The organism is Streptomyces sp. NPDC005706, from assembly GCF_040631045.1.
GTDB lineage: Bacteria > Actinomycetota > Actinomycetes > Streptomycetales > Streptomycetaceae > Streptomyces.
In genome coordinates this window covers 34,687-48,428 of sequence record NZ_JBEXYS010000019.1, presented here as the reverse complement: position 1 = coordinate 48,428, position 13,742 = coordinate 34,687, and the positions used below count along the sequence as shown (strand labels likewise).

Here is a 13,742-nt window from a genome sequence, read left to right as displayed (position 1 = left end):
TGTGCTTGGTCTTGTCGCTCAACTCTGGTCCCAGGAGCGGAACGCCCGCAGGTGCTCGGGCGTGACGACGACGTCCAGCCGCGCGTCGTCCGGGTCGCCGCCGCCGAGCGCGGCGAGCAGCCGGCGGGCGGGTGCGTTGCGCGGGGTGCGCTCCGCGGTGAGCCGGACCTTGGTGCAGCCCAGTTCCCCGGCCCGGTCGGCGAGCCATGCGAGCAGCCGTTCCTCGACCCCGCGGCCGAGGGCGCGGCAGCTCATCGGCCAGGCGAGGACGTCGAGCCGGTCGCCGTCGGCGGCGACCGCGAGCAGCGCGATCTGGCCGTAGTCGCCGAACCGGTCGCGGGCCGCCGCCGTCCACACCTCGCCCCGTTCGCGCCACCGGGTGAGGTCACCGCCGTCGGCGGAGCGGGCGCGCAGGGTGAACTGGTTGGTGCGCCGGACGAGTTGTTCGCCGCGTTCGACGTCCGCGTCGGTGAGTTCGCGGATGTCGACCTCGAGGCCGAGCCCGGCCAGGAAGTCCTCGAACCCGGCGCCCGCGCGGACGGCGTCCCGGGCGCGTTCCGCCTCGTAGAACCGGGCCCTGAGGGCGTCCTCGGCGGTGGCCGCGGCCGGGACCAGGGGCCACAACCGGTCGAGGAGCGCCTCGAGTTCACCGGCCGGCGGGCAGGTCACCGACAGCACCTGCGGGAGTGCCGCGCGCATCTTGGCGATCTCGGCCGGGTTGTCGTCCAGGAACAGGAAGCTGTCCAGGCCGAGGTTCAGGGTGCGGGCGGCCTCGTCGAGCCGGGCGGGCTTGGGTCCCCAGGCGGCCGAGATCACGCTGAAGTGCTCGGCCTTCAGCGGACTGTCGGGCCGGTCGAGGACCGCGCGGACGGTGGCCTCGTCGTTGTTGCTGACCAGGGCCAGCAGCGTACCCGCCGCCCGCCACCGCAGCAGCCGGCGGGCCAGCAGGGCGCGCGGGCCGGTGAGGTCCACCGCGTCGGGACCGCTCTCGCCCGCCACGCCGCCCCACAGCGTCTCGTCGCCGTCGACGGCGATCACCTTGGGCGCGGGCCGCTGTACGGCCCGCACCACCTCGGCGAGACGCAGCGCGACCGCGCCCTGGAACTCGGGGGTGAAGGGCAGGTGGGCGAGCCGCTCGGTGCGCTCGTCGAACCGCTGCCCGACGGCGTGGTGGCGGGTCCACTCGTCGGGGCCGAGCACCGCGATCCCGGGCGACTCGGCCAGGTCGGCGGCGATGCCGCGCTCCCAGTCGAGGAGCCGGCCGGTGGTCCCGGCGCTGGGCAGGATGCCGACGACGAGGGGCCTGCGGGTGCGCTCGGCGAGGGACTTCAGGGCGGCCGGGTAGGCGTCACGCAGTTCGGTGAGGAGGGTGTCGTCGACCGGTCCGAAGCGTTCCAGATCGGCGGCGCGCAGCAGGACGACGCCGACCGCGGTGGCCGGGTCGGCGAGAACGCCCGACGGGTCCTGGAGGGCGGCCAGCACCTGGTGGTAGGGCGCTTCGGCGGTACTCGCCCGCTCGTCCTCGAGGGCCGCCTCGCACATCAGGGGCAGATGGCCGAGGGCGAAGGTGGCGGCCAGGGCGAGGCGCGGCCCCTCGGCGGGCTGCTCGGGCCGCCGTTCGCGCACCGGGGCGGTCGCGTCCTCGGTGGTCCGGGCGAGCAGCGTCAGGAACTCCTGGCCCAGTCGGGCGGTGGTGTCCGCGTCGAGGATGTCGAGATTGTGGTCGAGGCGGACGGTGCCCGCGTCCGGGGTCATGGTGATCATCAGGTCCAGGTCGGTGTGCCCGACGCCGGCGGGCAGCACTTCCAGGTGCCTCAGCTCACCGGAGAAGCGCACGTAGTTGAAGTAGACCTCGACGAGCGGTGCGTTGGCCCGGTGCAGGCCCTGCCGGGCGAGGGTGGCGAGCACGTCGGAGAACATGGCGCCCTTCGACAGGATCCGCCGCAGCCGGCTGTCGGTGCGCAGCAGTACGTCCGCGACCCGCTCCCCCGCCGCGGCCTGCGCGGGGAAGGGCACGGGGACGCCGAAGAAGCCCACCGCGCCGAAGGCGTCGGCGTGGATGCGGGTGTCCACCGGAACGGCGAGCACGAACCGCTCCCGCTCCCGCGTCCGGGCCAGCAGCACGGTGAGGGTGCCGAGGCAGTAGGCGGCGGGGGTGACGCCCAGGGCGCTCGCGGCGTCCGCGACGCGCCGCATGAGCCCGTCGGGGACGGACACGGTGACACTGCCGGACCGGTACGAGCGGGTGTCCGGGCGGGGACGTGCGAGGGTCAGGTCGAGCCGTTCGCTGCCCCGGAAGGCCGCGCGCCACTCGTCGCCGGGGCCCTCCCCGCCGCCCTGCTGGGCCTCGGTCAGCAGGTCCAGGTCACGGTTGGTGACGGTGCCGTCCAGCGGGGTGCCGGACAGCTCGGCGTCGATCTCCGCGGCCACCAGCAGCAGGGACTGCAGGTCGCTGACCGCGTGGTGGGCGCCGAACGCCAGGACCTGGCCCCGCGGGCCGCCGTCGGCCAGTTCGAACCGCCACAGCGGCGGGGCCGCCAGGTCGAACGGCGGCTCCAGCAGCAGCCGCAGCCGCTCGGCGGGGTCCACGTCCGTGCCGTCGGTCCAGCGCAGCGGCGGCGCGGGCAGCTCCCGGTCCACCCGGAGCTCGCGCCGGCCGTCGGCGCCGGTCACGACGGCCGTGCGCAGGGCCGAGTGCCGGGCGACGAGCCGGTCCAGGATGCCGGTGAGGTCCTCCCGGGTGACCGGGGTGGTGAGCCGTACGGCGAGGCCGACGCCGTGGGCCGCGTGCGGCATGTCCGGCTGGGCGCTGCGCAGGAGGCGTACGACGTCCCGCGTGGCGGGCCGCAGTTCGGTCTCCGGGACCTCCCGCGCCGGGGCGTCCTGCCCCGCGTCGGCCGGTGCGGTGCGCTCGGGGAGCCCTTCGCCGAGGGCCAGGGCGAGACCGCGGATGTCGGCGGCGGAGAACACGTCGGCGGCCGGGAGTTCGACGCCCAGCTCGCGGGCGAAGGCGTTGCGCAGCCGGACCAGCATGAGGGAGTCCAGGCCGAGTTCCTTCAGGGCGGTGGTGGCGAACACGTCGACGGCGCCGCCGGAGACCTCGCCGACCCGGGCCCGTACATAGGTTTCGAGCCACTCGGCGCGCTCCTCCTCGGTGGCGGCCGCGAGCACCCGCCGCACGAGGTCGTCGCCGTCCGCGCCGGCGGCCGGGACGGTCACCAGGTCGGCGAGCAGGGGCCGGCCGCGGGCCGCGTCCGGATCGAGGGCGAGCAGCTCCATGTCGAGTGCCATCGGCGCGAGTTGACGGCGGCCGGTGGCCAGCACCCGGTCGAACAGCTCGCCGCCGTCCTGCGGGGAGAGGGCGACCAGGCCCGAGCGGCCGGTCTCGGCGGCCCGGGTGCCGGATCCGGCGACCATGCCGACGCCGGCCCAGGCGCCCCAGTCCAGGCTGAGCGCCCGCCGTCCGGTGCGGGAGAGGTGGTGCGCCCAGGCGTCGAGGAAGGCGTTGGCCGCCGAGTACGGGCTCTGTCCCGCCGAGCCGAGCAGACCCGCCGCCGAGGCGAACAGCACCAGGTCGTCCGCCTCGGGGACGAGTTCGGTGAGCAGGGCGGTGCCGAGCACCTTGGGCGCGAGGACGCGCAGGACGCGTTCCTCGGTGAGGTTGGCCAGGGTGGCGTCGTCCAGGACACCGGCCGCGTGCACCACGGTGGTGACGGGTCCGGCCGCGCGGCGTACGGCGTCCAGGGCGGCCGTGAGCCCGTCGCGGTCGGCGACGTCCGCGCGGGCCAGGTGGACGTCCACTCCGCGCTGTTCGAGACCGGCGATCCAGGCACGGGCGGCCGCGTCCGGGGTGCCGCGGCCGAGCAGGGCGATCCGCCGGGCGCCCCGGCGGACCAGCCGTTCGGCGACGACCCGGCCGAGCCCGCCGAGCCCGCCGGTGATCAGGTGCACGCCGTCCGGCCGCTCAGGGTGGCCGCCGTCGTCGGGACGGGTGCGGGCCAGCCGCGGGACGAGCCGGCCGGTGTCGCGCAGCGCGACGAGGCGTTCGTCGTCCGCGTGCCGGAGTTGCGTCCACAGCAGGTCGGTGCCGCCTTCGGCGGGCAGGTCGATCAGGGTGGTGGCGAGTTCCGGGTGCTCCTGGGCCACGGCGAGGGCGAACCCCCAGGCGAGGGCCTGCTGCGGATGGGTCACGGCGGTGCTGTCGCCGGCGGCCTGGCTGCCGCGGACGACGACGAACAGGCGCGGCGTCCGGCCCTTCGGCCGGTCGCGGCCGGTGAGGGCGCGGACCAGGTGGAGGGTGGTCAGGCAGCACAGCCGGGCCGCCTCCCGCGCGCTGCCGCCGTCCGCGACCGGCGGGGCGTCGAGCGCGGAGAGCTGGACGATCCGCTCGGGCGGCGCGTCCGCGAAGGCCTCGTCCAGGAGCCTGGCGAGCTGCGCGGGGTCGGCCGGGTCGAGAACATGGCGGCCGGGTGCCTCCACGGCGTACTCGGTGCCCGGGCGGGCGACGACGTACGGCACCAGTCCGTCCAGCCGGGAGGCGAGTTCGTCCGCCGTGCCGGTCTCGTCGGCGAGGATCAGCCAGCCGCCCGCACCGGGCGGTTCCTGTGCCTCGGGGCGCGGCTGCCAGCGGGTCTCGAAGAGGGCACCGTCCAGCGGGGACAGCGCGGCGAGCCGGAACTCGTCCACCGCGAGCACGAGTTGACCGTCCTCGTCCCACAGGCGCAGATCCGGCGTGGCCGTGTCGCCGTCCACCGAGCGCAGGTCGCAGCTCACCCAGGCGGGCGTGGTGCGCGCGCCGCTGTGGTACACGCGGCCGGCGCCCGCGGGGACGAAGGCGCGGCCGGCGGGCGCGGCGGCGGGCAGGGCCGCGCTGTGGAAGGAGGCGTCCAGGGTGGCGGGGTGCAGCAGGTGCCCGGCCGCGGGCCGGGCGGCCAGCCGGGCGAGGGCTGTCGTGCCGCCGTCCCGGTGGCCCTCCTCCAGGCCCCGGAAGGCAGGGCCGTATTCGATGCCGAGGGCGGCGAGGCCCGCGTAGACGGCGCTCACGTCGACCCGCTCGGTGCACCGCTCGCGCAGCGCGGCGAGCCCGGGCCCGCCGGCCGGGGCGGGTTCCGGGGCGGTCGCGGCCGGCGCCGAGACGATGCGGCCGGTGACGTGCCGCTCCCACCGCCGGCCGCCGGCCGGGGCGGAGGCGACCGTGAAGTCCCGGTGGCCGTACTCGGCCGGGCGCAGCACCAACTGCAGGCGTACGGGCCGGTCGGCGTCCAGCCGCAGCGGCTGGACGAACCGGACGTCGGTCAGCCGCACCCCGTCACCGTCACCGTCCGCCGCCGGGCCGGTGGCGGCCTCCAGCACCATGCCGAGTAGGGCGGCGCCCGGCAGCCACACCTCGCCGGTGACGCGGTGGTCGGTCAGGTAGGCGAAGCGGCCGTCGTTCAGGTCGATCTCGGTCTGGAAGAGGTCGCGGCCGGGCTCGTCGCTGGCCTGGACGTGGGTGCCGAGGAGCGGTGAGCCTCCGGTGGCGTCCGACTGGACGGGGGCGAGCCAGTGGCGTTCGCGGGCGAAGGCGTAGGTCGGCAGGTCGGCGCGGCGGCCCCGCGGGTACAGCGCGGTCCAGTCGGGCGTGTGCCCGGCGGCGTACAACTCCCCGAGCCTGCCGAGGAGTACGTCGTGCCCGTCGCGGCCGCGGCGCAGCGAGCCGACGCCGGTCGCGTCGACGCCGGCTTCGCCCGCGACCGCCTCGATCGCCGGGAGCAGCGAGGGGTGCGGGCTGAGTTCGACGAAGTAGCGGTAGCCGTCGTCCAGCATCCGCCTGATCGTGTCCGCGAAGCGGACCGGCCGGCTCAGGTTCGCGTACCAGTAGGCGGCGTCCAGACCGTCGCCGGGGACGGGTTCGGCGAGCACGGACGAGTAGAGGGGGGTCGGTGTGCGGGTGCCGCGGATGCCGGAGAAGCGGTCGAGGAGGTCCGCCCGCAGGGGGTCCATGAGCGGGGTGTGGGAGGCGAACGGTGTCGACAGCACCCGGCTGGAAACGCCCCGTTCCGCCAGTTCCGCGCGGAGCGCGGTGAGCGCCTCCGACTCGCCGGAGACGGCGGTGGCGGTGGGGCCGTTGACCGCTCCGACGAACAGCTTCCCGGCGTAGGGGCGCAGCAGGTCCTCGACGTCGGCGGGCGGCAGCTCGACGGCGAGCATGCCGCCGTGCCCGACGAGGGGCACCACCGCCTGGGCCCGGCCGGTGACGGCGGTCACGGCCTCGTCCAGGGTGAGGGCGCCCGCGCTGTAGGCGGCGGCGATCTCGCCGAGGCTGTGGCCCACCACGGCGTCCGGGGTGACGCCGAGTTCGCGCCAGGCGGCGGCGAGGGCCGCGTTCACGGCGAACAGGACCGGCTGGAGGTACTCGGTGCGGTCGAGCGGGGAGAACTCCTCCGGTGCGCGCAGCACGTTGAGCACCGACCAGCCGGCGTGCCGTTCGACGGCGGCGTCGATGCGGGTCAGCTCCGCCCGGAAGGCCTCGGAGCGGTTCATCAGCTCCAGTCCCATTCCGGTCCACTGGCCGCCGTGCCCGGCGAACACGAAGGCGACCTTGCCGGACTGCTCCTCGTGCGGCGCGGGTACCGGCCTGCGGCCGCTGCCCAGGGCCCGGAGCGAGGACAGCAGTTCCTCCCGGCCGTCCGCGACGACCGCGGCGCGCCACTCGAAGTGGCTGCGGTGCCGGGCCAGGGTGTGGGCCACGTCCGGGAGGGCGGTGCCGGCGGTGATGTGCCGGGCGAGCCGGGCGGCCTGTCCGCGCAGCCCGGCCTCGCTGCGTCCGGACAGCGGGAACAGCCGCTTGCCGTCCGGGACTTCCGTCTCCTCGGCGGGCCGGGCGGGGGCCTCCTCCACGATGACATGGGCGTTGGTGCCGCTGATCCCGAAGGCGCTGACACCGGCCCGCCGCACCCGCTCGCCCGTCGCCGGCCAGGCCACCGGTTCCTGGAGCAGCCGCAGTCCGCTGTCCTCCCACTCGACGTGCCGGCTGGGTGTGCCGGCGTGCAGGGTGGGCGGCAGGGTCCGGTGCCGCATCGCCTGCACGACCTTGATGAGCCCGGCGACGCCCGAAGCGGCCTGCACATGGCCGATGTTGGACTTCAGCGACCCCAGGTACAGCGGGCGGTCCGCGGTCCGGGTGCCGGCGAAGACCTCGGCGAGGGCGTTCGCCTCGATCGGGTCGCCGAGCGTGGTGCCGGTGCCGTGGGCCTCGACGTAGTCGATGTCGGCGGGGTCGAGTCCGGACTGTTCCAGCGCACGGCGCAGGACCTGTACCTGGGCCGGTCCGTTGGGCGCGGACAGGCCCTGACTGCGGCCGTCCTGGCCCACCGCCGTGCCGCGCAGCACGGCCAGCACCTCGTCGCCGTCCCGTCGCGCGTCACCGAGCCGTTTGAGGACCAGCATGCCCGCGCCCTCGGCCCAGATGGCCCCGTCGGCGTCGTCGGAGAAGGCGCGGCAGCGCCCGGTCGGGGAGAGCCCGCGCAGCCGGCTGAACTCCACGAAGGTCTGCGGGGTCACCATCAGGGTCACCCCGCCGGCCAGCGCCAGATCGCACTCGCCCGCGCGCAGCGCCTGGGCGGCGAGATGGGTGGCGACCAGTGAGGAGGAACAGGCCGTGTCCACGGTCAGCGCCGGGCCGTGCAGGCCGAGCGCGTACGCCAGCCGGCCGGAGGCGACGCTGAGTGCCGAGCCGGTGCCGACGTAGCCGTCGAGCTGGTCGAGGCGGGATCCGGCCAGGTAGTCGCTGCCGAACATGCCGACGTACACGCCGGTGGTGCTGCCCGCGAGCCGGGCGGGCACGATGCCGGCCCGTTCGAGCGCCTCCCAGGCCGTCTCCAGCAGCAGCCGCTGCTGGGGGTCCATGGCGGCGGCCTCCTTCGGGGTGATGCCGAAGAAACCCGCGTCGAAGGACTCGATGTCGTCCAGGAAGCCGCCTTCGCGGGCGTAGGACTTGCCGGGGGCGTCCGGGTCGGGGTCGTACAGCGCGTCGACGTCCCAGCGTCCCGCCGGGAACGGGCCGACCGCGTCCCGGCCTTCGGCGACCAGCCGCCACAGCCCCTCCGGGTCGTTCACCGAACCGGGGAGCCGGCAGGCCATGGCCACGATGGCGATGGGTTCGTCGTTGGCCGGGCCGCTCCGGCGCGCCACCGCCGGGGCCGGCCTCGGGGCGGCGTCGCCGAGCGCGTGGGCCAGCAGGTACGCGGCCAGCCGGTCGGCGGTGGGGTGGTCGAAGAGCAGGGTGGCGGGCAGCCGCACGCCCAGCCGGGCCGCGAGGCGGTTGCGCAGTTCGACTGCGGTGACGGAGTCCATGCCGAGGTCGCGCAGCGGCCGGCCGGCCGGTACGGACTCGGTGGAGCGCAGCCCGAGCGCGCGGGCCGCCTCCTCGCGAACCAGGGCCAGGACGCGTTCGGCCCGCTCGGGTCCGGGCAGCCGGGCCAGCCGGCCGGCCAGGGCGCCGCCCGTCGCGTCGCCGGTGCGGGGCGCGGGCAGCAGCGTGCGCCACAGGGCGGTGCCCGCGGTGTCCGTCGTGCGCAGGCGGGGCAGGTCCAGGACCCAGCCGACCAGGTGCGGGGCGTCGCCGCGCAGGGCCAGCGCCACCAGGTCGCGGCCCTGCTCCGGGGTGAGGGCCCGGTGCCCCAGCCGGGCCATGCGGTCCAGGTCGGCGTGGGCGGCGGCGAGGCCCTCGCCGGCCCAGGCGCCGAAGGACAGGGAGAGGCCGGGCAGGCCCGAGGCCCGCCGGTGGTGGGCGAGTTGGTCGAGGAGCACGTTGGCGGCCCCGTAGTTGCCCTGGCCCGGGTTGCCCACGACACCGGCGGCCGAGGACACCAGCAGGAACAGGTCCAGCGGGGTTCCGGCGGTGAGCCGGTGCAGATGGGCGGCGCCGTCGGCCTTGGGGCGCAGCACCCGCTCCAGCCGTTCGGGGGTCAGCTCGCCGATCACACCGTCGTCGAGGACCCCGGCGCAGTGCACGACACCGCGCAGCGGGAACTCCTCGCCCACCGAACCGAGTACGCCGGCGAGCGCGGCCGGGTCGGTGACGTCGCAGGCGACGACCTCGGCCCGCGCGCCGAGCGCGGCCAGCCCGGCGACGGCCTCCTCAGCGCGCGGGTCCCCGGCGCCGCCCCGTGCCGTCAACAGCAGCCTCGGCACACCGCGTTCGGCGAGAAGCCGGGCGATGTGCCCGCCGACGGCTCCCAGACCGCCGGTGACCAGGACGGTTCCGTCCGTGGGCGGCACGCCGGCCCGGCCCGGGTCCGGCTCCACTCCTCGTCCGGTCCTCCCCGGGCGGGCCCGCACCAGCCGGGGCGCCAGCAACTCAGTCTCACGCCAGGCCAGTTCGGGCTCGCCGGGAAGACCGGCGGCGGCCCTCAGCGCGGGGCCCGGGTCGAGGCCGTCGTCGTCCAGGTCGAGCAGGGTCAGTCCCAGGTGCGGGTGTTCGGCACGCGCGCTGCGCACCAGGCCCCACAGCACCGACTGGGCGTACGCGGGCACCCGGTCGCCGTCGGCGGCGGCCACCGCGCCGCGGGTCACCCACACGGTCCGCGCGGGTGCCTGGCCCTCGGGGAGCGCGATGAGCCGCCGCAGTTCCCCGAGGGCGCCGGTGGCCGTCTCGTGCGCGACGGCCACCGGATCGGCGTCCGGTGCCGGGCGCGGCCAGAAGCGTACGGCGACGTCGGCGCGGTCCTCGGCGCCGGGCAGGGCGTGCCGGGCGGCCGCGGCCTGCGGGTCGGCGGGGTCGCCGGCCACGGCCCAGGTGAGGTCCGGCGCGTCGGCGGGCTCGCCGGGCGCCGTCCACGCCACCTCGTACAGGTGCCGGGCGTTCTCCGAGCCGGCGTCGAGGTCGGCGGGGTCGGCGGCGCGCAGGCGTACGGCGTCCAGACGTCCGGCGGGGAGGCCGTCGGCGTCCCACAGGGTGACGTCCAGGGTGAGGTCGGTGCCGGTGTCACCGGTGCGCCGGACCCGTGCGGTCAGCTCGCCCGTGGTGACGGCCGGGAGGACGCAGCGGCCCACGGCGACGGGCAGCAGGGCGCGTCGCCCGGCCGGGCCGAGCGCGGCCGTCACCTGGAGGGCGGCGTCCAGCAGCGCGGGGTGCACGGGGTACGGGCCGGCGGTGTCGCGGGCGCCGGCGGGCGGCGAGAGCCGGGCGAGGAGTTCCCCGTCGCCGGTGACGGCCGCCGACCGCACGCCCTGGAAGGCGGGCCCGTAGCCGAGGCCGAGCCCGGCCAGCCGGTCGTAGGTCCCCTCGGTCCAGGCCTCTTCGGCGGACTCGGGCCATACGGGCGGGCGTTCCGCGGTGAGCGGGGCCGAGGGGGCGGCGGAGGCGCTGGCGTTGAGGGTCCAGCCGGGGGCGTCCTGGCCGCGCGGACGGCTGTGCACGGTGATCTCGGGCACGGGGCCCGCGGTGACGACCTCGACCGAGACCTCGACCGTGCCGGAGGCGGGCAGCACGAGCGGGGCGACCAGCAGCAGGTCGGTGACGTCGGCGGACTCGTCCGGGCGGGCCACGGCGAGCGCGGCACGGCACAGCTCCATCAGAGTGGTGCCGGAGACCACGGTGCGGCCGAAGACGGTGTGGTCCGGCAGCCAGTCGGCGGTGGCCGGGGACCACTCGTCGCGGAAGGTCCAGCGGGTCTCGTCGGCGGACTGGAGCTGGACGCCGAGCAACGGGTGCGCCGCGCGGTCGAACAGGGCGGGGCCACCGGCCCCGGACTCGGGTTCGGTCCAGTGGCGCTCCTGGTCCCAGGCGTACGTCGGCAGATCGGCGGCGGCGCCGGACTGGACCAGGCGGCGCCAGTCGATCCGGCGTCCATGGGTGTGGAGTTCGGCCGCGGCGCGGTCCAGGCAGCCGGGACCGTCCTCGTCGCGGCGCAGCGAGCCGACGGCCGTCAGTTCGTGGCCGGTGTCCTCGCCGAGGGTGCGCAGCGCGGTGAGCAGGGCGGGGTGGGGGCTGAGTTCGACGAAGTGGCGGTAGCCGTCGGCGAGCATGCGCTCGACGGTGGGCGCGAAGCGGACCGTCTCGCGCAGGTTGGTGTACCAGTAGTCCGCCTCCAGTTCCCCGGTGACCGGTTCGGCGGTGACCGTGGAGTACCAGGCGATGTCCGTGGGGCAGGTGACGACGCCGTCGAGTTCGTCGAGGACCGGCGCCCGGACGGCCTCGACCTGGGCGCTGTGCGAGGCGTAGTCGACGTCGAGGCGGCGGACGAACACCTGGCGCGCCTCCAGGCCGGTGAGCAGGGCCTCCAGCGGTTCGACGGCGCCCGCGACCACGGTGGCCCGGCCGCTGTTGACGGCGGCGACCGAGACGCCGTCGCCGAGCAGGGGCTCCACCTCGGTGTGGGGCAGCGCGACGACGGCCATGCCGCCGGTACCGGCCAGGCCGGTGAGGGCCTGGCTGCGCAGGGCGACCACGGCGGCCGCGTCGTTGAGGCTGAGGGCGCCGGCGACACAGGCGGCGGCCACCTCGCCCTGGCTGTGCCCGATCACGGCGTCCGGGAGCACGCCCCGGGCCCGCCACACGGCGGCCAGCGACACCATAACGGCGAACAGGGCGGGCTGGACGACGTCCACGCGCTCCGGCGACGGGGCGCCCGCGTCGCCCCGCAGCACGGCCGCCACCGACCAGTCGGTGAAGGGGCGCAGGGCAGCGTCGCAGCGGTCGAGTTCGTCGGCGAAGACCGGGTCCCGGTCCAGCAGGTCGCGGGCCATTCCGGCCCACTGGCTGCCCTGTCCGGGGAAGACGAAGGCCAGCTTCCCGCCGGGGGCGGCCTGCTGGGGTCCGGTGACGCGGTCGGGGTCGGTCCGGCCGTCGGCGAGGGCGCGCAGGGCGTCGAGGAGGCCGGCGCGGTCGGGTGCGTGGAGCACGGCGCGGTGCTCGAAGTGGGTGCGGTGGTGGGCGAGGGTGGCGGCGACCGGGGCCAGTGGCAGCTCGGGGCGGTTTTCTACGGCTTCCAGCAGCCGGGCGGCCTGTCCCCGGAGGGAGGGAAGGCCGCGGGCGGAGAGGGGGAAGAGGGCGGGGCCGGTCCGCGCGGCGGGGGCGGCGGCCGGCGTGGCGGTGTCGGCCGGGGGGTGAGGCGCTTCCTCGACGACGACGTGGGCGTTGGTGCCGCTGATCCCGAAGGCGCTGACTCCCGCCCGGCGTACCCGGTCCGCGTCGCGTGGCCAGGCGAGCCCCTCGGTGGGCACCCGCAGCCCGGTGCCGGACCAGTCGATGTGGTCGGTGGGGCGCTCGGCGTGCAGGGAGGCCGGTATGTGCTCGTGGCCCAGGGCCAGAACGGTCTTGATGACGCCGCCGATGCCCGCGGCCGCCTGGGTGTGGCCGATGTTGGACTTCAGGGAGCCGATGACGAGCGGCCGGCCGGCCGGGCGGTCCGGGCCGAACACATCGGCCAGCGCCCGGAGTTCGATGGGGTCGCCGAGCCGGGTGCCGGTGCCGTGGGCCTCCACGAGATCCAGGTCGTGCGGGCCGAGCCCGGCCGCGTGCAGGGCGGCCCGCAGCACCCGTTCCTGCGCCGGGCCGTTGGGGGCGGACAGGCCCTGGCTGCGGCCGTCCTGGTTGATCGCCGAGCCCTTGACGACGGCCAGGACCCGGTCGCCGTCCCGGCGTGCGTCGCTGAGCCGCTTGAGCAGGACGAGACCGCAGCCCTCGGCCCACACCACCCCGTCCGCTTCGGCGGAGAAGGGGCTGCACCGCCCGGACGGGGACAGTCCGCGCAGCCGGCTGAACTCGACGTGCCCGCGCGGGGTGACCAGCAGGGTGGCGCCGCCGGCCAGGGCGAGGTCGCACTCCCCGCCCGCCAGGGCGCGCGCCGCCAGGTGCAGGGCGACCAGCGAGGACGAGCAGGCGGTGTCCACGGTCACCGCGGGTCCCCGCAGGCCGAGGGTGTAGGCGATGCGCCCGGAGGCCACGCTGGCCGCCGAGCCGGTGCCGACGTGCCCGTCGAGCTGGCCCAGCGAGGCGGCGGCGAGGTAGCCGCTGTCGTACAGGCCGAGGTAGACGCCGGTGGAGCTGCCGTTCAGGGACTCCGGGATGATGCCGGCGCGTTCGAACGTCTCCCAGGAGGTCTGCAGGAGCAGCCGCTGCTGGGGGTCCATGGCGGCGGCCTCGCGCGGTGAGATGCCGAAGAAGGCCGCGTCGAAGCGATCGATGCCGCCGTCGAGGAAGCCGCCGCGCAGGGTGTACGCCTTCCCGGTGGCCTCCGGGTCGGGGTCGTACAGCCCGCTGGTGTCCCAACGGCCCGCGGGGACCTCGCCGATGGCGTCCCGTCCGGCGTCCAGCAGCCGCCACAGGGCCTCGGGGTGATCGGCGCCACCGGGGAAGCGGCAGGCCATGGAGATGATCGCCACGTCGTCGCCGGGACCGGTGCGGTCGGGGCCGGGGGCGGCGCCCGCGGTGGGCGGCTGCGCCGGGGCCGGCGCGAAGACGGCCTCCGCGACGGCGTCGATCGTCGGGTGGTTGAAGACGAGGGAGGGTTCCAGGGGTCGGCCGGTCAGGGTGCCGAGTTCGGCGGCCAGGGTGACCAGGTGCCGTGAGCCGAGGCCGAGTTCGGCGAGCGGGCGGTTGGGGTCGAGGCGGGCCGGGTCGGTCCCGGCGGCCTCGGCGACGGCCGACACCAGCCAGGCCCGGACGCCCTCGGAGGTCGTCAGGGACGGCTCGGGGGTCTGCTTCGGGGACTCGTTCGCAGGCATCTGGGCAGCTGTCCTCTGAACTCGGGCTCAGG

Annotated in this window: 1 protein-coding gene; it reads right to left on the bottom strand. The window is 76.4% G+C overall.

Going from position 1 to position 13,742, the window contains the following annotated elements; all coding sequences use genetic code 11:
- Positions 1–18: 18 nt before the first annotated feature.
- The gene (locus tag ABZ478_RS26195) at positions 19–13,710 is read right to left on the bottom strand and encodes an SDR family NAD(P)-dependent oxidoreductase (protein WP_359553095.1); all 13,692 of its coding nucleotides are present in this window, start codon (positions 13,708–13,710) and stop codon (positions 19–21) included.
- Positions 13,711–13,742: the final 32 nt, after the last annotated feature.